Here is a 19,802-nt window from a genome sequence, read left to right as displayed (position 1 = left end):
GTGCCACGCGATAGCGACCCAGATCACAGATCATCGGGCGCGTCCCGGACGCGGCCAACCGGCCGTACCGGTCCCGTCCCCGGAGGTTGTCCCCGTGGCAGTACCGAGCTTCCTGGCACGCGAGCGCATCGTCGCCCGGCCAGGATTCAACCGCTGGCTCATCCCGCCGGCAGCTCTCGCCGTGCACCTGTGCATCGGCCAGGCCTACGCGACCAGCGTCTACAAGGTCGCCCTCGTCGAGCACTTCGACTCCAGCCTCACCGCGATCGGCATCATCTTCTCGATCGCCATCGTCATGCTCGGCCTGTCGGCCGCCGTCTTCGGCACCTGGGTGGACAAGAACGGCCCCCGCGCCGCGATGTTCACCTCGGCCGTCTTCTGGGTGAGCGGCTTCCTCGTCGGCTCGCTGGGCATCTACACCGAGCAGCTGTGGCTGCTGTACCTGGGCTACGGCTTCCTCGGGGGCATCGGGCTGGGGATCGGCTACATCTCGCCTGTCTCCACGCTGATCAAGTGGTTCCCCGACCGCCCGGGCCTGGCCACCGGCATGGCCATCATGGGCTTCGGTGGTGGCGCGCTCATCGCCTCGCCGCTGTCCCGCCAGCTCATGAACTGGTACGACCCGAACTACGACCCGGCCGTCGCCGGCACGGTGCCCAGCGGCAACGCCGTCGCGGGGCTGTTCCTGACCCTCGGCCTGGTCTACCTGGTCTTCATGATGTTCGGCGCCTTCATCGTCCGCGTCCCCGCGGCGAACTGGCGGCCCGACGGCTTCGACCCGTCGACCGTCAAGCAGAAGTCGCTGGTCACCACGGAGAACGTCTCGGCCAACAACGCGATCAAGACCCCGCAGTTCTGGCTGCTGTGGACCGTGCTGTTCTGCAACGTGACCGCCGGCATCGGCATCCTCGAGCAGGCCGCGCCGATGATCCAGGACTTCTTCCGCACCGGCGAGACCTCCACGGTCCTCGCTGCCACGGCCGCGGGCTTCGTCGGCCTGCTGTCGCTGTTCAACATGGCCGGCCGGTTCGTGTGGTCGTCCACGTCGGACTACATCGGGCGCAAGCCGATCTACATGGTCTACCTCGGCGTCGGCATCGTGCTCTACATCATCCTGGCCACGCTCGGCAGCACGGCGACCTGGATCTTCGTGCTCACCGCCGCGATCATCATCAGCTTCTACGGCGGTGGCTTCGCGACGGTGCCCGCATACCTGCGCGACCTGTTCGGCACCTACCAGGTGGGCGCCATCCACGGGCGCCTGCTCACGGCGTGGGCGGCCGCCGGCATCGCCGGCCCGCTCATCGTCAACGGCGTCCTCGACTCGCGCGGCACGCCGGGGCAGCTCGTCGCCGGCGACTACCGGCCCGCGCTGTTCATCATGGTCGGGCTGCTGGCCGTCGGCTTCGTCGCCAACCTGCTGATCAAGCCGGTGTCGGAGAAGTACTTCGAGCCCAAGCAGACCGACATCCCCACCACGGCCGCCGAGCCGGAACGGAGCACCGTCCGATGAGCCACCCCGCGTCCACGGCCGGCGAGCAGCCGACCACGCACACCCCGGTCGGCCTCATCGCCTTCGCGTGGGCCCTGGTGGGCGTCCCGCTGGCGTACGGCCTGTACAACACCGTCAAGGCGGCCAGCGCGCTCTTCGGCTGATCGCCCCGTTCCACCACGACGCCCCCGTCCGCAGCTTGCGGGCGGGGGCGTCGCGCTATCTCAGGGGACGCAGCGGCAGGTGGGCGCCGAGGTCGGCGCGGTTGCCGCTCGCGCTGACCTTCCCCTCGGCCAGGGCGTCGTCCCAGGCGAGCCGGCCGGTGGCCAACCGCAGCCAGGTGGCGGCATCGGTCTCGACCACGTTGGGCGGGGTGCCCCGGGTGTGACGCGGCCCCTCGACGCACTGCACGGCGACGTACGGCGGCACGCGCAGCTCCACGGAGCGGCCCGGCACCTGCTGGGCCAGCCAGCGCGCGGTGGTCTTCACGGCAACACCCAGCACGGCCCGGGGCGGTCGCTCCGCCTCCCCGGCGAGCCAGGCGCGCACCGGGTCGACCACCGCCCGCAGCTCGTCGGCCGGGATGGGGGCCGGCATCAGGAGGTCGGGACGGTGCCCGCCGGGACGGTGCCGACCGCATCCTCGGGTGCCCCGAACAGGGCCGGCAGGGTGGCGCTCCAGGTGGCCCGCAGCTCGTCCAGCGGGAGCTCGACCAGCCCCTCCACCGACAATGCGTCGCCACCGGTGGTGCCGAGCTCGGTGACCGGCACGCCCGCCCACCGCGCGGTGGTCTTCACCCCGCCGGGATCGGTGGTGGTGACGACGACGCGCGCCGTCGACTCGCTGAACAGCGCGGTGAACGGGTCCTCGCCCAGGTCCAGCCGGGCACCGACGCCGTGGCGCAGGGCCGACTCGGCCAGCGCCTGGGCGAGCCCGCCGTCGGCCAGGTCGTGGGCCGAACCGAGCAGCCCTTCACGGGCCAGCGCGGCGAGCAGCTCACCGAGCGCCTTCTCCGCCGCGAGGTCCACCGCAGGCGGACGCCCACCGAGGTGACCGTGCACGACCGACGCCCAGGACGAGCCACCGAACTCCGGCCGCGTCTCCCCGAGGAGCAGCACCGTCTCCCCCGCGGCCCGCCAGCCGGACCCCACCCGGGTGCGGACGTCCGCGTGCACGCCCAGCACCCCGATGACCGGCGTCGGGTTGATCGCCACGTCGCCGGTCTGGTTGTAGAGGCTGACGTTGCCACCGGTGACCGGCAGGCCCAGCGCGCGGCAGCCGTCGGCCAGCCCGCGCACGGCCTCGGCGAACTGCCACATGACCTCGGGGTTCTCCGGGGAGCCGAAGTTGAGGCAGTTGGTGACGGCGAGGGGCTTCGCGCCGGAGACGGCGACGTTGCGGTAGGCCTCGGCGAGGTTGAGCTGCGCGCCGGTGTAGGGGTCCAGCCGCGCGTAGCGGCCGTTGCCGTCGAGCGAGAGCGCGATGCCGCGATGGCTCTCCTCGTCGATGCGCACCACCCCGGCGTCGTCGGGCTGGGCGAGCACCGTGTTACCGCGGACGTAGCGGTCGTACTGCTCGGTGACCCAGGTCTTGTCCGCGCCGTCCGGGCTGCTGACGACGGCCAGCCAGTGCGCCTGGAGCTCCTCCGGAGTGGCGGGGCGGGGCAGGTTCCCGGCGTCGTCGGCCTGCAGGGCGTCGAGGTCGCGCGGCCGGGCCGTCGGCCGCTCGTACACCGGCCCCTCGTGGGCCACGGTCCGCGGCGGGACGTCGACGATCCGCTCGCCGTGCCAGTCGACGGTCAGCCGGTCGCCGTCGGTGACCTCACCGATGACCGTGGCCAGCACGTCCCACTTCCGGCAGACGGCGAGGAAGGCCTCGACCTTGTCCGGCTCGACGATGGCGCACATCCGCTCCTGCGACTCGCTCATCAGGATCTCGGCCGGCGTGAGCGTGCTGTCGCGCAGCGGGACGGTGTCGAGGTCGACGTGCATGCCGCCGGTGCCGGCGCTGGCCAGCTCGGAGGTCGCGCAGGAGAGGCCCGCGCCACCGAGGTCCTGGATGCCGGTGACGAGGTCCTGGGCGAAGATCTCCAGGCACGCCTCGATGAGCAGCTTCTCGGTGAACGGGTCGCCCACCTGCACGCTCGGGCGCTTCGCCGGACCCTCGGCGTCGAAGGTCTCGGACGCCAGAACGCTGACCCCGCCGATCCCGTCGCCACCGGTGCGGGCGCCGAAGAGGATGACCTTGTTGCCGGCGCCCTCGGCCTTGGCCAGCCGGACGTCCTCGTGCTTCATCACGCCGACGCACAGCGCGTTGACCAGCGGGTTGCCGGCGTAGCAGTCGTCGAAAAGGATTTCGCCGCCGATGTTGGGCAGGCCCAGGCAGTTGCCGTAGCCGCCCACGCCGGCGACGACGCCGGGCAGCACGCGGGCGGTGTCGGGGGCGTCGGCGCGGCCGAACCGGAGCGAGTCCATGACCGCGATCGGGCGGGCGCCCATGGTCAGGATGTCGCGCACGATGCCGCCGACGCCGGTGGCCGCGCCCTGGTAGGGCTCGACGTAGCTCGGGTGGTTGTGGCTCTCCACCTTGAAGGTGACCGCGTAGCCGTCACCGACGTCGACCACGCCCGCGTTCTCGCCGATGCCGACCAGCAGCGCGTCGCTCGGCGGCAGGTCGCCGAAGCGGCGCAGGTGCACCTTGGAGGACTTGTAGGAGCAGTGCTCGCTCCACATGACCGAGTACATCGCCAGCTCCGCCGTCGTCGGGCGGCGGCCCAGGATGTCCTTGATCCGGGCGTACTCGTCGGCCTTGAGACCCAGCTCGGCGTAGGGCTGCTCGTCGTCCGGCGTGCGCGCGGCGAGCTCGACGGTGTCGAGCCGGTGCTGCAGCCGGCCCGGGCCGGTGTCGAGGTCGGAGAGCCCTGCGGTGGCCGACTCAGTCACGCGTTCACGACCGCCTTCAGGACGCTGGTGAAGAAGCCCAGCCCGTCGGTCGACGGCCCGGTGAGGTCCTCGATCGCGTGCTCGGGGTGCGGCATGAGCCCCACGACGCGGCCGTTCTCGCTGGTGACCCCGGCGATGTCGCGGCTGGAGCCGTTCGGGTTGCCGCCGACGTAGCGGAACACCACCCGCCCCTCGCCCTCGAGCCGGTCGAGGTCGGCGTCGGCGGCCACGTAGCGGCCCTCGCCGTTCTTGACCGGGATGACGATGCGCTGGCCCACCTGGTAGTCCTGCGTCCAGGCGGTGTCGGCGCGCTCGACGGCCAGCACCTGGTCGCGGTTGCGGAAGTGCAGGTGGCTGTTGCGGGTCAGGGCACCGGGCAGCAGACCCGCCTCGCAGAGCACCTGGAAGCCGTTGCAGATGCCCAGCACCGGCAGACCGCCCTCCGCCGCGGCCACGACGTCCTGCATGAGCGGGGAGCGCGCGGCGATGGCCCCGGCCCGCAGGTAGTCGCCGTAGGAGAAACCCCCGGGGAGGACGACGGCGTCGACGCCCTGCAGGTCGTGGGCGGCGTGCCAGAGGGCGACCGGCTCACCCCCGGCGAGCCGCACCGCGCGCGCGGCGTCGACGTCGTCCAGGGAGCCCGGGAAGGTGATGACACCGATGCGCACGGTTCGCTCAGTCCTTGGGGAGGTGGAGCTCGACGTCTTCGATCACCGGGTTGGCCAGCAGCGTCTCGGCGATCTGCTTCAACTCGGCCTCGTCGGGTGTCCCGTCGACCTCGAGCACGAAGTGCTTGCCCTGGCGCACGCTCCGGACGGAGTCGTGGCCGAGCCGGCCGAGCGCGCCGAGGACCGCCTGACCCTGGGGGTCGGAGATCTCCGGCTTCAGGACGACGTCGACGATCACCCGCGGCACGTCGACGAGGGTACCGGTCCTTCACCGGCGGCCGTCCGCACTCACGGTGACCCTCGTCTCCTCGCCCCCCGGCGACATCGGCGATCTCGCCTCGTCGCGGGCCCGATGCCGGCCAGATCGCCGATCTCGTCACCGCAGGGCCCGCCGGATCGCCGCGATCACCTGGTCAGGGCGGCCCAGGACGTCCGCGGAGGTGAAGCGCAGCACCGTCCACCCAGCCGCGACGAGCCGGTTCTGGCGCCGGAGGTCCTCCACGAACACGTCCCGGTCGCGGTGCACGTCACCGTTGAACTCGACCAGCACCTCGCGGTCCGGCCACGCCAGGTCCGCTCGACCGAGGAGGCGCCCTCCCGGGTCGCGGACCCGGTGCTGGAGCAGGGGGGCCGGGAGACCGGCGTCGTGGACGAGCCAGCGCAGCACCGACTCCATCGGCGACTCCGACCGGGGATCCCCCACCGGCAGCACCGCGCGGGCACGGGCGTAACCGCGACCGGTGGGCCGCCGCGCCAGTTGGCTCCGCCAGGTCCGCTCGTGTGCACCTGCCGTCGAGCACCTGGTCGGTGACCGCCAGGAGGGCCGGCGGCTGCAGCACCGCGGCGAGGTCCCGCCACGTGCGGGCAGGCGTCGTCACCGGCAGCGCCGACCGCCGCGTCACGTCGTCCAGGGGGGGGAGATGACCGCGGTGGATGCGCCGGTCGCCACGGCTCTCGGCGCGGGCCGCGAGGGGCACCGTCAGGTCCGCCCGCGGGTCCGACCGCGGCTGGAGCGGGATCTCGATGTCCCACAGCGCGGCCGCGGTGAGGTGGCTGACCACGGTGCCGGGTGGAGCGGTCAGGAGCACCGCCGGCGACCTCGTCCGCAGTGCACCGAGCAACACCCTCGGCGCGTACGTGTCCCGAGAGAGCCGCGCGACCTCCCGGTGCCGCAGTTGCTTGTCGCTGATCCCGGCGGCTTGGGCCATCGCACGGGTGGCGGGTCCGGTGAGTCGGGCGGGGGCGCGTCGGCTCGGCACCGCGGCAGGGTGCCCCAATGGGCGCACCTACCGCGGCCGCCGTCCACAGGCCCGATCGAGATCGGCGTCGTCCCCCCTATCGGCGCGCTCACGGAGGCGAGATCGCCGATCTCGACGGGGAGGGGTCAGGCGAAGGACGTGCCGGTGAGGCGCTCGTAGGCGGTGACGTAGCGCTCCCGGGTGGCGGCGACGACGTCCTCCGGCAGCTCGGGCGGCTCGGAGACGCGGTCCCACCCGGAGGCCGGCGAGGTCAGCCAGTCGCGCACGAACTGCTTGTCGTAGGAGGGCTGGACCGCGCCCGGGGACCAGGTGGCGGCCGGCCAGAAGCGCGACGAGTCGGGCGTGAGCACCTCGTCGCCCAGCACGAGCGAACCCCCGGAGACCCCGAACTCGAACTTCGTGTCGGCCAGCACGATGCCGGCATCGGCGGCGATCTCCGCGCCGCGCCGGTAGAGGGCCAGCGTCAGCTCGCGCAGCTCCGCGGCCCGCTCGGCGCCGACCGCGGCCTCCACCGCGGTGAAGTCGATCGCCTCGTCGTGCTCCCCGATCCCCGCCTTGGTCGACGGCGTGAACACCGGCTCGGGCAGCCGCGACCCCTCGACCAGCCCGGCGGGCAGGGCGACGTCGCGGATCGAGCCGGTGCGCTCGTACTCCTTCGTGCCGGATCCGGAGAGGTATCCGCGGGCGACGCACTCCACGGGGAGCATCTCCAGCCGCTGCACGAGCATCGCGCGCCCGGCCACGTCGGCCGGCACGTCGGAGGCCGACACCAGGTGGTGCGACGCCCCGAAGGAGGCGAGCACCGGCGCCAGCTGCTCGAACCACCACACCGACAGCTGGGTGAGGACCCGCCCCTTGTCGGGGATCGGCGTGGGCAGCACCCGGTCGTAGGCCGAGATGCGGTCCGACGCCACCAGCAGCAGCCGGTCGGGGCCGGCATCGTAGATCTCCCGAACCTTGCCGCGGGCGACGAGCGGGAGATCGATCACGACAGCGCCGCCAGCCGGTCGAACAGCGGACCCAGGTTGGCCACGTACCTCTCCGGCCGGCAGATCTCGTCCAGCCGCGCCTCGTCCAGCGCCACGCCCGACGACGCCGCCCGCGCGCGCAGCGTCTCGCGGAACGGGGTCCCCGACTGCCACGTCTCCATCGCCGCGGCCTGGACCAGGGCGTACGCGTCCTCGCGCGACTGCCCGCCCTCCACCAGCTCCAGCAGCACCGAGGAGGTGTAGATCAGCCCACCGGTGGACTCGAGGTTCGCCCGCATGCGCTCGGCGTCCACGACGAGGTTCTCCACCAGGCCCGAGGTGAGGTGGAGCAGGTAGTCGGTGGTGATCGCGGCATCGGGCAGGAAGACCCGCTCGGTGGAGGAGTGCGAGATGTCGCGCTCGTGCCAGAGCGGGATGCCCTCCATCACCGGCACCATCGCCGCCCGCACGACCCGCGCCAGCCCGGCGATGCGCTCGGAGCGGATCGGGTTCTTCTTGTGCGGCATCGCGCTCGAGCCCTTTTGGCCCGACCCGAACGCCTCGGAGAGCTCCCGTACCTCGGTGCGCTGGCCGTGCCGCACCTCCAGGGCGATCGCCTCGCAGACGGTCGCGATGATCGCCAGCGCGGAGACCCACTCGCTGATCGAGTCGCGCAGCACCACCTGGGTGGAGGCGTCGGCGGGCTGGAGGCCCAGCGCCTCGGCGACCGCCACCTCCACCGAGGGGTCGATCAGCGAGTACGTGCCGACGGCGCCGGAGATGGCCACGACGCCGACGCGCTCCCGCGCCGCCCGCAGCCGGTCGCGCGAGCGGGCCGCGGCGAAGGCGAGGTCGGCGACCCGGTGCCCCCACACGTCGGGCTCGGCGTGCACGCCGTGGGTGCGGCCCACCTTGATCGTGCCGCGGTGCGCCAGACCGTGGTCGCGCAGCGCCGCCACCAGCCGGTCGGCCTTGGCCAGCAGGATGTCGGTGGCCTCGGTGAGCTGCACGGCGAGCGCGGTGTCCAGCAGGTCGGACGACGTCATGCCGTGGTGCACGAACGCGGCGGCCGACCGCGGCTCGGTGTTGTCGGCCCAGGCGGTGAGGAACGCGATGACGTCGTGCTGCGTCGTCTCCTCGATCTCCGCGACCCGCTCGGCCGTGGGCGGGGGCGCGTTCCGCACCGGCTCCACGACGTCGGTGGGCACCCGCCCGGCCGCGGCGTGCGCCTCCAGGACGAGCGTCTCGACGCGGCACCACAGCTCGTACTTGTGGGCGTCGCTCCAGACCCGGCCCATCTCGGGGAGGGTGTAGCGCTCGATCATGCGGGTACCGCCCGCCACCGGTCAGCTCGTCGCAGCACGGGGACAGTCTCCCGCAGGGCTAGCGTGATCACGAACGGCCCCTACCGGAGGTGATCGATGCGGCGACGCGCCCGAGATCTCGCCGTGCGCACCGGCGACCTCGCCGCACGCGCCCGCGACCGGATCCGCGCCGCCCGGGAGCACGATCCGCACGCGTGGCACCACCACCACGGACCGCCCGACCCGTACCCGGTCGGCATCCGGGGCGAGGCCGTGCCCGCGACCGGGCCCCCCCACGGCGGCGACGCGGGCACACCCCCGCTGGGCAGCCCGGCCCCTGGCGCCCCCGACCTCGACGGCGCGCTCGGCCCCGGCGGGGTCAGCGGTCCACCCGCTCACCGCGCTTCCGACGGCGCGGCCGGGCGTGCGGCCGGCGCGCACCGCGGCGGACCGGAGGACGTGGTCCCGTTCGGGCTGCGCACCGCGGCGGCGTGGTCCTGGCGGCTGATCGTGGTGATCGCCGGGTTCTACGCGCTGCTCTGGGCCGCGGCCCACCTCGCGGTCGTGATCGTCCCGGTGCTCGTGGCGCTGCTGCTCTCGGCGTTGCTGCAGCCGGGCGCGGCAGGGCTGTCCAGGCGTGGCTGGCCACCGTCCCTGGCCGCGTTCACGATGCTCCTGGTCGGCCTGGCCGTGGTCGCCGGCATCATCACGCTCGTCGTCGAACGGTTCACCGCGGGCTTCGCCGACCTGGCCGAGCAGGTCAGCGAGGGGCTGGAGCAGGTCCAGACGTTCGTCGTCCGGAGCTTCCCGATCACCGAAGGGCAGCTCGCCGACCTCATCACCCAGGCGCAGGACGCCCTGCTCGACAACCAGGACACCCTCGCCTCCGGCGCGCTGACGACGGCGGTGACGGTGGGCGAGGTCGTGACCGGCATCGTGCTGGCGCTGTTCACGCTCTTCTTCTTCCTGAAGGACGGCCGGTCCATCTGGCTGTGGCTGGTGGGCCTGTTCCCTGCCGCCTCCCGGGCCTATCTCGACGAGGCCGCCCGGCGCTCCTGGCGGACGCTGATCTCCTACGTGCGCGCGACCGTGGTGGTGGCCCTGGTCGACGCGGTGGGCATCGGCATCGGTCTGGCGGTGCTCGGCGTGCCGCTGGTGATCCCGCTCGCCGCGCTGGTGTTCCTCGGTGCCTTCGTGCCGATCATCGGCGGCTTCCTGGCCGGGACCGTGGCGGTGCTGGTGGCGCTGGTCTCCAGCGGCCCGATCACCGCGCTGATCGCGCTCGCCGTCGTCATCGGCGTCATGCAGCTGGAGGGGCACGTCCTGCAGCCGCTGCTGCTGGGCCGGGCGGTGCGGGTCCACCCGCTGGCGGTGGTGCTCGCGATCGCCGCGGGTCTGCTGATCGGCGGGATCTTCGGCGCGCTGATCGCCGTCCCCACCGTGGCCTGCGTCAACGTCGCGGGGACCTACCTCAGCCGCCGGCACGAGGGGCCGCGACCGCCCGAGCCCCGGCCCGAGCGCGCCCGGCCCGTGGTCACGGCGGGTTAGGCCAGGGCGATCCGGCCCTCGACGGCGGCCAGCGCGATGTCGCTGCGCCAGTGCGCGCCGGCCAGCCGCACGCCGGCGACGCGCTCGTAGGCGGCCTGCCGCGCGGCGGCGAGGTCGTCGCCCACCGCGGTCACGGCCAGCACGCGGCCACCGGCCGAGAGCACGGTGCCGTCGTCGGCGAGCGCGGTGCCGGCGTGCAGCACGCCCTCGCCGTCGGCGCCCGTGACCGGGTCGCCGGTGCGCGGCGCCTCGGGGTAGCCCGGCGCGGCGACGACGACGGTGACCGCGGCACCGTCGCGCCAGCGCAGCGGCGGGTGGTCGGCGAGGGTGCCGGTGGCCGCGGCGTGCAGCAGCCCGCCCAGCGGGGTCTCCAGCAGGGGCAGCACCACCTGGGTCTCCGGGTCGCCGAAGCGCGCGTTGAACTCGACCACGCGCACGCCGCGCGAGGTCAGGGCCAGCCCCGCGTAGAGCAGGCCGCTGAAGGTCTCGCCGCGGCGGGCCATCTCGTCCACGGTCGGCTGGAGCACGGTGGCGAGCACCTCGTCGACGAGTTCCGCCGGGGCCCACGGCAGCGGGGCGTAGGCGCCCATGCCGCCGGTGTTGGGGCCGGCGTCGCCGTCGTCGCGCCGCTTGTGGTCCTGGGCCGGCACCAGCGGGAGCACCGTCGTCCCGTCGGTGACGGCGAACAGCGAGACCTCGGGCCCGTCGAGGTACTCCTCCACCAGCACGGCGCCACCGGCGTCGAGCACCCGGCGACCGTGGGCGGCGGCGACCTCCCGGTCGGGGGTGACGACGACGCCCTTGCCGGCGGCCAGCCCGTCGTCCTTGACCACGTAGGGCGCGCCGCCGGTGAGCGCGGCGACCTCGTCGAGCGCCGTCTCCAGCTCGGCCGGGCCACCGACCGGCCACGACCGGGCGGTGGGGACGCCGGCCGCCGTCATGACGTGCTTGGCGAAGGACTTGCTGCCCTCCAGCCGTGCGGCCTGCGCCGACGGACCGAAGCAGGCGATGCCGGCATCGCGCACGGCGTCGGCCGCCCCGGCGACCAGCGGCACCTCGGGGCCGATCACCACGAGGTCGGCCCGCCAGCCGCGCGCCAGCGCCGCCACCGCGACCGGGTCGGCGGCGGCGAGCTGCTCCCCGCCCGGGGGCGGCGGTGCGGTGGCACGCGTCCCGGCGTTGCCGGGGGCGCAGGCGAGCGCGCTCACCGCGGGGTCGGACTGGAGAGCCACGCACAAGGCGTGCTCCCGGGCACCGGAGCCGATCACCAGCACGCGCACGATGGGCGACCCTACCGACGCCGCGCCCCGACGGCCCGCCACCGGGGCGCGGTCCCACCCGTCACAGACACACCGTGTGAGATCACCCACGTCGACCCAGGACCCCGCTGGTCAGCGCGCTGGCCGCGGAATCGTGCGCGAGCAGTCCCCTCCAGTTCGCCTCGGATTCATCCGATTCCTGTGTTGTGGGCGGCATGCGCGCGACCGAGTCGCTGGCTGATCGGCCAGGGACACGTCTTCCCCGGCCCGTCGTCATCGGCCACCGCGGAGCCCCGGCCTACCGGCCGGAGCACACGCGGGCCAGCTTCGAACTGGCCATCGACCAGGGTGCCGACCTCATCGAGCCCGACGTGGTGCTCAGCCGCGACGGCGTGCTGGTGGTCCGGCACGAGAACGAGCTGTCCCTGTCGACCGACGTGGCCGACCACCCGGAGTTCGCCGACCGCCGCACGACGAAGGTGGTCGACGGCGAGGTGTGCACCGGCTGGTTCACCGAGGACTTCACCCACGCCGAGCTGCGGACGCTCCGGGCCGTGGAGCGGATGCCCGCGCTGCGCCCGCTGAACACCGCCTACGACGGCCGGTTCGGCATCCTGACGCTCGCCGAGGTGGTCGAGCTGGCCCGCTGCCGCTCCACGCCCGAGCGGCCCGTGCGGGTGCTGGCCGAGCTCAAGCACCCCGAGTTCTTCGCCGGGCTCGGCCTGCCCATGGGCGCGCTGGTGGCCGAGGAGCTGCGCCGCCTGGGCGCCGGCACCGCGGACGGCACCGTGGTCGTGCAGTCGTTCGACCCCGCGGTGCTCCGCGACCTCCGCGACCGGCTGGGCGAGGACGGCCCGCGGCTGGTGCAGCTCGTCGACGACCTGCCGGTGGGTGACGTGATGGTGACCCCGTCGGGGCTGCGGGAGATCTCGACCTACGCCCAGGGCATCGCGCCCAGCCGGGAACGCGTCCTGGCCAGCGGGGCCGCCCACGGGCCCACCGGCGGGCACCTGGTCGCCCAGGCGCACGCCGCGGAGCTGACGGTCTTCTGCTGGACGCTGCGGGCGGAGAACGCCTTCCTGCCCGAGCACCTCCGGCGCGGCACCGCACCCGAGGGGCTGGGCGACGCCGTCGGGGACGCCCTGGCGCTGCTCGCGCTCGGCGTCGACGGCCTGATCAGCGACTCGCCCGACCAGGCCGTCCGCGCCCGCACGGCGGTCACCGCCCAGCTCGTCTGAACCGGCGGCTCAGCGCGCCCGGTTCGGCTGGGCCCGCCGCGCCCGGTGCACGGCCCGCAGCCGTGCCCGCTCCTCGGCGCGCGCCCGCGCGTCCACGCGGAGCTGCTGGCGGTGGGCCTCGGACTGCAGCTTGCGCCACGAGGTGAACCTGGCCGGGTCGAGCCGGCCGTCCTCGATCGCGGCCGCGACCGCGCAACCGGGCTCCCCCCGGTGCGCGCAGTCCCGGTAGCGGCAGCGCGTCCCCAGCTCCGCGACGTCGGCGAACGCCCGGTCGACGCCCTCCGCGTCGTCGTGGAGGGCCAGCTCCCGCATGCCGGGCGTGTCGATGAGCAGCCCGCCACCGGGGAGCCGGTGCAGCTCCCGCGCCGTGGTCGTGTGGCGCCCCCGGCCGTCGTCGCGGATGCCGCGGGTGCCCGCCACCTCCTGCCCGGCCAGGGCGTTCGCCAGGCTGGACTTGCCGACCCCGGAGGGGCCCACCATCGCGGCGGTGGCCCCGGCGGGCACGAGCGCCCGGACGGCGTCCAGCCCCTCCCCCGTGACCGAGCTGACCGCCAGCACCGGCACGCCGAGGGCGTCGTCGGCGACCTGGGCGGCCCCGGCCGGCACGTCGGGGCACAGATCGGCCTTGGTGAGCACGACGACGGGCGCGGCGCCGCTGCTCCACGCCACCGCCAGGTAGCGCTCCACGCGGCGCAGCCGGGCCGGCCCGATCAGCGCGTCGACCACGAGCACGGTGTCCACGTTGGCGGCCACGACCTGCGCGGCCGAGGTGCGGCCGGCGGCGGTGCGCGTGAAGGCGCTGCTCCGGGGCAGCACGGCCACCGCCAGCTCCTCGCGCAGGGCCACCCAGTCACCGACCGCGGGGCCACCCGGGACGTCGTCGTGCAGGGCGGGCGAAGGGTGGACGCGGCGCTCACCGTCGGCCGTGAGCACGGTCAGGCGGGCGCGGTCGACGCGCGCCACCCGCGCCGGCTCGCCACCCGGGGGCAGCGCGGCCGCGCGGTCCGGCGTCCAGCCCAGATCGGTCAGCTCCACGCGCGGCATCGTGGCCCCGGACGCCCGCAGCTGTCGCCCGGTTTTCGGCGAAGCTGCCCGGTGGCGGCGAGTGGGGGCCGGAGGCCTCCGCACAGCCGCATCGCATCTCCGGTCCCCTGCAGGGGCCCGCCGCGAGCTGGCGAGCGGTGAGGGGCAGGGGGTCCTTACGCGATCAGGTCGTGGATGACGACGTTCTCGTCCCGGCCGGGGCCGACGCCGATCACGCTGATCCGGGCCCCCGAGAGCTCCTCCAGCCGCCGCACGTAGGCCTGGGCGGCCGAAGGCAGCTCGTCGAAGGTGCGGCAGTGCCGGATGTCCTCGAACCAGCCCGGCATCTCCTCGTAGACCGGCGTCGCGTGGTGGAAGTCGGTCTGCGTCATCGGCATCTCGTCGTGCCGGACCCCGTCGATCTCGTAAGCGACGCAGATCGGCACCGTCTCCAGGCCGGAGAGCACGTCGAGCTTGGTGAGGAAGTAGTCGGTGATGCCGTTGACCCGGCTGGCGTACCGGGCGACGACGGCGTCGAACCAGCCGCAGCGCCGGTCGCGTCCGGTCGTGACGCCGACCTCGCCGCCGTGCTTGCGCAGGTACTCGCCCCACTGGTCGTGCAGCTCCGTCGGGAACGGGCCCGAGCCCACGCGGGTCGTGTACGCCTTGAGGATGCCGACGACGCGCTCGATCCGCGTCGGGCCCACCCCGGCGCCGACGGCCGCCCCGCCCGCGGTCGGGTTGGACGACGTCACGAACGGATAGGTGCCGTGGTCGACGTCGAGCAGGGTGCCCTGAGAGCCCTCCAGCAGCACCCATTCCCCGGCGTCGAGCGCCTTGCCCAGCAGCAGGCGGGTGTCGACGATGCGGTGCTTGAGCGCCTCGGCGTACCGCGTGTACTCCTCGACGACCTCGTCGACGTCGATGGCCTTGCGGTTGTAGACCTTGACCAGGACCTGGTTCTTCTCCTGCAGCGTGCCCTCGAGCTTCTGCCGCAGGATGGACAGGTCGAGCAGATCCTGGACGCGGATGCCGACGCGGGCCACCTTGTCGCCGTAGGCCGGGCCGATGCCGCGCCCGGTGGTGCCGATCTTGCGCTTGCCCAGGAACCGCTCGGTGACTTTGTCGAGGGCCCGGTGGTGCGGCATGATCAGGTGCGCGTCGGAGGAGATCACCAGCCGCGAGGTGTCCACCCCGCGCTCCTCCAGACCCGCCAGCTCGCGGATCAGCACCTCCGGGTCGATCACCACGCCGTTGCCGATGACCGGGGTGCAGCCCGGGGTCAGGATCCCGGACGGGATCAGGTGGAGGGCGTACTTCTCGCCGTCCGGCGTGATCACCGTGTGCCCGGCGTTGTTGCCGCCCTGGTAGCGGACGACGTAGGGGACGCGGCCGCCGAGCAGGTCGGTGGCCTTGCCCTTGCCCTCGTCGCCCCACTGGGCACCGATCAGCACGACAGCGGGCATCGGCTCGTGGCTCTCCTGTCCGGCGGGGTGGCGGCGTGGTTCGGCTGCTCGGCACCCGGGGCGATCCGCCCGGCAGGTCGGCCGGAGCGGTGGGGTGGGACGGGTGACAGGGTATCGGCATGTCCTCGGTCGAGCTGGACCTCCGCCGCCTGGGCCCCGCGGAGGCACCTCTGCGGAGCCAGTTGGAGCCGGTCGCCACGGCCGACCGGCTGGTGGTGCGCGGCCCGGTCGCCGGCCTCTCGGGGGTACTGGCGGCGCTGCTCAAGGCCGGGCGGACGACGGAGGTGCCGGTGGCCTGGGAGCCTGCGGCCGACAAGTCCTCCACGGCGCTGGCCCGCGCGCTGGGCATCGGCACCGGGGCCTCCCGCGAGCTCGGCCTCGTCCGCGACGACCACGGCGGCGTCCTGCTGCACCACGGACGCATCGAGGCCTCCGGCGACGGCCGCCGGTCGCTCTCGCGCCGGCTGGGTCTGCAGGCGTACCACGACGACATCAGGGTGGCCGACGGCGAGATCACCCGGATCGACGTGCGACCGGACTGGACCGCCGTCGACACCATCGCGGTGACGGTGATGACCCAGCCGCTGCGGCCCACCCGGCAGACCAGCGGACGCGCCCTGCAGGTCGCCTCCGACCCCGCCCGGATCGTCCGTGACGGGGTCCCCTACGTGCGCCCCGTCGACCGGTGGACCTGGTACGCCGACGACCGGGTGCGGTGGCGGCTGGATCCCTAGAGGGACCCCCGTGCCCCCCGGCGCTCGCGAGCTCGCACCGGGTCCGTGCACGGGGGCCGTTCCAGCACGTCACCTCGCTCAGCGCGGGCGGGTGCGGTACGCCCCGGGCGTCGTGGACACTGGAGCCACCCGACCGCCCGAGGAGGACCCGCTGCCGACGTCCTGCCACCCCACCGGGTCGCCGTGCCGGTGATCTCCGACCAGCGTGCGGGTTTCGGCGCCCGGACCGCCGAGGTGCCCGCCGACCGCCGCTTCCTGGCGCGCGCGTTCGCGCGACCGAGCCTGCCCGCCGTCGTGGGCCTGGTCGTCGTCGTCGCCTTCTTCGTGCTGCAGGTGCCCGCGCTCGTCAGCCCCTTCGGGCTGGCGACGGTCCTGGACACCGCGGCGCTGCTCGGCATCGGCGGGGTCGCGGTGGCGCTCCTGCTGGTCGCGGGGCAGTTCGACCTCTCGGTCGGGGTGATCGCGGTCGCCAGCTCGCTGCTCACGGCACTGCTCATCGGGTACGCGGGGTGGAGCACCTGGCCGGCGCTGCTCGTCTCGCTGCTGGCCGCGCTCGCGGTCGGGGTGGTCAACGGCGTCCTGGTGGTGAACACCGGCCTGCCGAGCTTCCTGGTCACCCTGGCGACCTTCCTGATCCTGCAGGGCACCTCGCAGGCCGGAGCGCAGGCGGTCGCGGGCGGCACGCGGATCAGCGGGCTCGACCAGACCCCGGGCTGGTCGTCGGCGACCGCCGTCTTCGACGCCACCGTCCAGCTCGGCAACGGTCGGTTCAGCGTGAGCATCCTGTGGTGGCTCGGGGTCACGGCGCTGGCCACCTGGGCGCTGTGGCGCACCAAGTTCGGCAACGCCGTCTTCGCCAGCGGAGGGGCCCGCCAGGCGGCGCGCGAGCTCGGCGTGCCGGTGCGACGCACGACCGTGGCGCTGTTCTGCCTCACAGCTGCCGCCGGGTGGCTGCTCGGCACCATGACGCTGGTGCGCCTGGCCAGCGTCCAGGCCGGCGGGACGGTGGGCATCCTCAGCGGGATCGACTTCATCGTCGTGGCGGTCATCGGCGGGTGCCTGCTGACCGGTGGTTACGGATCGGCGATCGGCGCCTCCGTCGGCGCCCTCCTGTACGCGGTCGCCCGGGAGGGCATCACGCTGGCCGACTGGGACACCCGCTGGTTCCAGGCGCTCCTGGGCGTGCTGCTGCTCGTGGCGCTGCTGGCCAACGGCGAGGTGCGGCGGCGGCTCCGCGCGAGGCCGCGGTCGTGAGCGCCACCCCGCCCGACGTGGAGGACCGCGTCGACGGCGCGACCCCGGTCCTCGAGCTGCGCGGCGTCACCGTCCGGCACGGCAGCGTCCCGGCGCTCAGCCGGGTCAGCGTCGCCCTGCTCCCGGGGCAGATCACCTGCGTCCTCGGGGAGAACGGCTCGGGCAAGTCCACGCTGGTGCAGGTGCTGTCGGGGCTGCGCCGCCACGACGAGGGCGAGCTGCTGGTCGGGGGCGTGCCGACGCGCTTCCGCTCCCCCCGGCAGGCCCGGGAGGCGGGCATCGCCACCGTCTGGCAGGACCTCGCGGTCGCCCCGCTGCTGTCGGTGTGGCGGAACTTCTTCCTCGGCGCCGAGCCCACGCGCGGGGTGTGGCCGCTCCGCCGGCTCGACCTGGACGGCGCACGGGAGACGACGGCGCGCGCCATGGCGCGGGTGGGCGTCACCGGGCTGGACCCCGACCAGCCGGCGAGCGCCCTGCAGGCCGGGGAGCGGCAGAGCCTGGCCGTCGCCCGGGCGCTGCACTTCGGCGCCCGGGCCCTCGTCATCGACGAGCCCGTCACGCCCATGACGGTGGCCCGCCAGACGCTGTTCGGGCAGGCGGTCCTCGCGGCCCGAGCCCAGGGGCTGGCGGTCGTCGTCGTCACCAACAACCCGCGCTACGCCCACCTGATCGGCGACCGGTTCCTGCTGCTGGCCCACGGGCAGGTCGCGGGCAACCTCACGCGCGACGACGTCGACTCCGACGTCCTCACCGCGCTGATGGCCGGCGGGGACCAGCTCACCACGCTGACCGACGCGCTCACCGCGCTCCACCCGGAGCTCGGCGAGCGCTGAGCTCCCCGGGCCCCCGCGGGGCGGGGGCCCGGGGCCGGTCAGGTGAAGATGCTCACCCCGCCGGGGCCCACCAGGAGCCCGACCACGATCAGCACGATCCCCCACAGGAGCTCCTTGCGGATGATCGCGACGATGCCGGCGACCACGAGGACGACGGCGAGGATCCACAGCAAGGTGGCCATCAGAGGTCTCCTTCCCAGGGGCGCCCTTCTGGCGCCGAGCACTCTGCGTAGTGATCACTACGGCCGTGATCCAAACCCGCTGACCCGAAAGTGCTGCTGGGACGCGGAACGGGCGGCCCGCGCATGCGGACCGCCCGTTACCGATCGTGAACGATCAGATGGCCAACGTCGGATCGGAGTCCCGGAGCAGCTGGGCGCAGCGCTCGGCTTCCGCCGTCTCCCCGATCGCCTCGGCCGCCCGGGCGAGCACGGTCACGCAGCGCAGGAACCCCTGGTTCGGCTCGTGCGACCACGGCACGGGGCCGTAGCCCTTCCACCCGTTGCGGCGCAGCGCGTCCAGCCCGCGGTGGTACCCGGTGCGGGCGTAGGCGTAGGCCTGGATGGTGTCGACGAGCGCCCGCTCGGGACGGCTCATCGCCTCCTCGGCCAGACCTGCCCACACCGAGCTCACCGTGGGGTGGTGCGCGGCGACCTCGGCCAGCGTGGCGCCCTCGGCGAGCTCGGCATCGGCTTCCGGCGTCGGCGGCAGCAGGGTCGGCTCCGGCTCGCCGAGCAGGTTCCCGTGCGAGTGGCTCACGGTCACGCTCCCTGGGACTGGCCGGCCGACAGCAGGTGCTCGCACGCCTCGACGACGCGGGCGGCCATGCTCGTCTCGGCGGCCTTGAGGTAGCTCCGCGGGTCGTAGGCCTTCTTGTTGCCGACCTCGCCGTCGATCTTCAGCACGCCGTCGTAGTTGCTGAACATGTGCCCGGCGATCGGCCGGGTGAAGGCGTACTGAGTGTCGGTGTCGACGTTCATCTTCACGACGCCGTACGACAGCGCCTCGCGGATCTCCGACTCGGCCGAGCCGGAGCCGCCGTGGAAGACCAGGTTGAACGGCTTGGCGTCCTCGCCGAGGCCGAACTCCTTGGCGACGAGCGCCTGGCCGCGCTGCAGCACGTCGGGGCGCAGCTTGACGTTGCCCGGCTTGTAGACGCCGTGCACGTTGCCGAAGGTGGCCGCCAGCAGGTAGACCCCGCGCTCGCCCAGCCCCAGCTGCTGCGCGGTGCGCAGGAAGTCGCCGTCGGCGGTGTAGAGCTTGTCGTTGATCTCCGCGACGACGCCGTCCTCCTCCCCGCCGACGATGCCGATCTCCAGCTCGAGGACGATCTTGGCCGCCGCCGCCTTCTCCATCAGCTCCTCGGCGATGTCGAGGTTCTCGCCGAGCTCGATCGCCGAGCCGTCCCACATGTGGGACTGGAACAGCGGCTCCTGGCCGGCCTCGACCCGGTCCTTGGACACGGCGATGAGCGGGCGGACGTAGGAGTCCAGCTTGTCCTTCGGGCAGTGGTCGGTGTGCAGTGCCACGTTGACCGGGTACTTCTCGGCGACCACGTGGGCGAACTCGGCCAGCGCGACCGCGCCGGTGACCATGTCCTTGACCCGGGTGCCGGAGCCGAACTCCGCGCCGCCGGTGGAGAACTGGATGATGCCGTCGCTGCCGGCGTCGGCGAACCCGCGCAGCGCCGCGTTGATGGTCTCCGAGGAGGTGCAGTTGATCGCCGGGTAGGCGAACCCACCCTCCTTCGCCCGGCTGATCATGTCGGCGTAGACCTCGGGACTGGCGATGGGCATGCGGCACTCCTCCGTCGG

19 protein-coding genes and 1 pseudogene are annotated in these 19,802 nt (G+C 73.8%); 7 read left to right on the top strand and 13 right to left on the bottom strand.

Annotated elements, in window-relative coordinates; genetic code table 11:
- Nucleotides 1-94: 94 nt before the first annotated feature.
- Nucleotides 95-1,513 (top strand): OFA family MFS transporter, encoded by a 1,419-nt coding sequence (locus ACI79W_RS00515; protein ID WP_456560135.1) that lies wholly within the window; start codon nt 95-97, stop codon nt 1,511-1,513.
- Nucleotides 1,510-1,656: an MFS transporter small subunit gene (locus tag ACI79W_RS00510; RefSeq protein ID WP_456560134.1), complete on the top strand. Its 147-nt coding sequence runs from the start codon at nt 1,510-1,512 to the stop codon at nt 1,654-1,656. The genes ACI79W_RS00515 and ACI79W_RS00510 overlap by 4 nt, the downstream gene beginning before the upstream one ends.
- A gap of 55 nt (nt 1,657-1,711) precedes the next feature.
- On the opposite strand, the gene ACI79W_RS00505 is transcribed toward ACI79W_RS00510, so the two are convergent.
- From ACI79W_RS00505 to purB, 7 genes are all read right to left on the bottom strand, one after another.
- A complete protein-coding gene (locus tag ACI79W_RS00505) occupies nt 1,712-2,089 on the bottom strand; it encodes a sterol carrier family protein (protein WP_456560133.1) in 378 nt (125 codons plus the stop codon).
- Nucleotides 2,089-4,434, bottom strand: a complete 2,346-nt coding sequence (gene purL, locus ACI79W_RS00500) for a phosphoribosylformylglycinamidine synthase subunit PurL (protein ID WP_456560132.1) — start codon at nt 4,432-4,434, stop codon at nt 2,089-2,091. Before purL ends, ACI79W_RS00505 begins: the two co-directional genes overlap by 1 nt.
- The gene (gene purQ, locus ACI79W_RS00495; protein ID WP_456560131.1) at nt 4,431-5,102 is read right to left on the bottom strand and encodes a phosphoribosylformylglycinamidine synthase subunit PurQ; all 672 of its coding nucleotides are present in this window, start codon (nt 5,100-5,102) and stop codon (nt 4,431-4,433) included. The genes purL and purQ overlap by 4 nt, the downstream gene beginning before the upstream one ends.
- 7 nt (nt 5,103-5,109) lie before the next feature.
- Nucleotides 5,110-5,349 carry a phosphoribosylformylglycinamidine synthase subunit PurS gene (purS, locus tag ACI79W_RS00490; RefSeq protein WP_456560130.1) on the bottom strand — a complete coding sequence of 80 codons (240 nt, stop codon included), beginning with the start codon at nt 5,347-5,349 and terminating at the stop codon, nt 5,110-5,112.
- 129 nt (nt 5,350-5,478) lie between these two features.
- The gene (locus ACI79W_RS00485; RefSeq protein ID WP_456560129.1) at nt 5,479-5,778 is read right to left on the bottom strand and encodes an endonuclease domain-containing protein; all 300 of its coding nucleotides are present in this window, start codon (nt 5,776-5,778) and stop codon (nt 5,479-5,481) included.
- 708 nt (nt 5,779-6,486) lie between these two features.
- Entirely contained in the window at nt 6,487-7,350 is an 864-nt protein-coding gene (locus tag ACI79W_RS00480) for a phosphoribosylaminoimidazolesuccinocarboxamide synthase (protein WP_456560128.1), read from the bottom strand.
- Nucleotides 7,347-8,654: an adenylosuccinate lyase gene (gene purB / locus ACI79W_RS00475; protein ID WP_456560127.1), complete on the bottom strand. Its 1,308-nt coding sequence runs from the start codon at nt 8,652-8,654 to the stop codon at nt 7,347-7,349. Before purB ends, ACI79W_RS00480 begins: the two co-directional genes overlap by 4 nt.
- Nucleotides 8,655-8,750: 96 nt before the next feature.
- Between purB and ACI79W_RS00470 the strand changes: the two genes are divergently transcribed.
- Nucleotides 8,751-10,181 carry an AI-2E family transporter gene (locus ACI79W_RS00470; RefSeq protein ID WP_456560126.1) on the top strand — a complete coding sequence of 477 codons (1,431 nt, stop codon included), beginning with the start codon at nt 8,751-8,753 and terminating at the stop codon, nt 10,179-10,181.
- Here the strand turns inward: ACI79W_RS00470 and purD are convergent.
- Entirely contained in the window at nt 10,178-11,461 is a 1,284-nt protein-coding gene (purD, locus tag ACI79W_RS00465) for a phosphoribosylamine--glycine ligase (protein WP_456560125.1), read from the bottom strand. The genes ACI79W_RS00470 and purD overlap by 4 nt on opposite strands.
- Nucleotides 11,462-11,655: 194 nt before the next feature.
- Here purD and ACI79W_RS00460 point away from each other — a divergent pair, with 194 nt between their 5' ends.
- Complete coding sequence (locus ACI79W_RS00460) at nt 11,656-12,678, top strand: glycerophosphodiester phosphodiesterase family protein (protein ID WP_456560124.1); 1,023 nt, start codon at nt 11,656-11,658, stop codon at nt 12,676-12,678.
- Nucleotides 12,679-12,687: 9 nt separating this feature from the next.
- Here the strand turns inward: ACI79W_RS00460 and rsgA are convergent, their stop codons facing one another.
- Both rsgA and ACI79W_RS00450 read right to left on the bottom strand, forming a co-directional pair.
- Nucleotides 12,688-13,713, bottom strand: coding sequence for a ribosome small subunit-dependent GTPase A (gene rsgA, locus ACI79W_RS00455; protein ID WP_456560123.1), 1,026 nt, complete (start codon nt 13,711-13,713; stop codon nt 12,688-12,690).
- Nucleotides 13,714-13,877: 164 nt separating this feature from the next.
- Nucleotides 13,878-15,167 (bottom strand): adenylosuccinate synthase, encoded by a 1,290-nt coding sequence (locus tag ACI79W_RS00450; protein WP_456560122.1) that lies wholly within the window; start codon nt 15,165-15,167, stop codon nt 13,878-13,880.
- Nucleotides 15,168-15,286: 119 nt separating this feature from the next.
- Here ACI79W_RS00450 and ACI79W_RS00445 point away from each other — a divergent pair, with 119 nt between their 5' ends.
- The 3 genes from ACI79W_RS00445 to ACI79W_RS00435 all read left to right on the top strand — a co-directional run bounded on the left by ACI79W_RS00445 (nt 15,287) and on the right by ACI79W_RS00435 (nt 17,988).
- Entirely contained in the window at nt 15,287-15,901 is a 615-nt protein-coding gene (locus ACI79W_RS00445) for a hypothetical protein (protein ID WP_456560121.1), read from the top strand.
- A 183-nt stretch (nt 15,902-16,084) separates the two neighbouring features.
- Nucleotides 16,085-17,155: an ABC transporter permease gene (locus tag ACI79W_RS00440; RefSeq protein WP_456560120.1), complete on the top strand. Its 1,071-nt coding sequence runs from the start codon at nt 16,085-16,087 to the stop codon at nt 17,153-17,155.
- On the top strand, nt 17,152-17,988 hold the full coding sequence (locus tag ACI79W_RS00435) for an ATP-binding cassette domain-containing protein (RefSeq protein ID WP_456560119.1): 837 nt from the start codon (nt 17,152-17,154) through the stop codon (nt 17,986-17,988). Before ACI79W_RS00440 ends, ACI79W_RS00435 begins: the two co-directional genes overlap by 4 nt.
- Before the next feature lie 38 nt (nt 17,989-18,026).
- Here ACI79W_RS00435 and ACI79W_RS00430 read toward each other — a convergent pair.
- The 3 genes and pseudogenes from ACI79W_RS00430 to fbaA all read right to left on the bottom strand — a co-directional run.
- Nucleotides 18,027-18,212, bottom strand: a pseudogene (locus ACI79W_RS00430) (GPGG-motif small membrane protein); the annotation flags it as partial.
- Nucleotides 18,213-18,324: 112 nt separating this feature from the next.
- Nucleotides 18,325-18,747, bottom strand: coding sequence for a DUF3151 domain-containing protein (locus ACI79W_RS00425; RefSeq protein WP_456560118.1), 423 nt, complete (start codon nt 18,745-18,747; stop codon nt 18,325-18,327).
- Between the two features lie 2 nt (nt 18,748-18,749).
- Nucleotides 18,750-19,784 (bottom strand): class II fructose-bisphosphate aldolase, encoded by a 1,035-nt coding sequence (gene fbaA / locus ACI79W_RS00420; protein WP_456560117.1) that lies wholly within the window; start codon nt 19,782-19,784, stop codon nt 18,750-18,752.
- Nucleotides 19,785-19,802: the final 18 nt, after the last annotated feature.

The sequence above is a fragment of the Blastococcus sp. SYSU DS0533 genome, assembly GCF_054050775.1.
This window is presented reverse-complemented; position numbering and strand designations above follow the sequence as displayed.

Excerpts from the sequence above, each read along its gene's own strand:
- ACI79W_RS00485 (WP_456560129.1), bottom strand. The coding sequence starts at position 5,778 with ATGGAGTCGGTGCTGCGCTGGCTCGTCCACGACGCCGGTCTCCCGGCC.
- ACI79W_RS00505 (WP_456560133.1), bottom strand. The coding sequence starts at position 2,089 with ATGCCGGCCCCCATCCCGGCCGACGAGCTGCGGGCGGTGGTCGACCCG.
- purB (WP_456560127.1), bottom strand. The coding sequence starts at position 8,654 with ATGATCGAGCGCTACACCCTCCCCGAGATGGGCCGGGTCTGGAGCGAC.
- fbaA (WP_456560117.1), bottom strand. The coding sequence starts at position 19,784 with ATGCCCATCGCCAGTCCCGAGGTCTACGCCGACATGATCAGCCGGGCG.
- ACI79W_RS00450 (WP_456560122.1), bottom strand. The coding sequence starts at position 15,167 with ATGCCCGCTGTCGTGCTGATCGGTGCCCAGTGGGGCGACGAGGGCAAG.
- ACI79W_RS00460 (WP_456560124.1), top strand. The coding sequence starts at position 11,656 with ATGCGCGCGACCGAGTCGCTGGCTGATCGGCCAGGGACACGTCTTCCC.
- ACI79W_RS00445 (WP_456560121.1), top strand. The coding sequence starts at position 15,287 with ATGTCCTCGGTCGAGCTGGACCTCCGCCGCCTGGGCCCCGCGGAGGCA.
- ACI79W_RS00510 (WP_456560134.1), top strand. The coding sequence starts at position 1,510 with ATGAGCCACCCCGCGTCCACGGCCGGCGAGCAGCCGACCACGCACACC.
- ACI79W_RS00470 (WP_456560126.1), top strand. The coding sequence starts at position 8,751 with ATGCGGCGACGCGCCCGAGATCTCGCCGTGCGCACCGGCGACCTCGCC.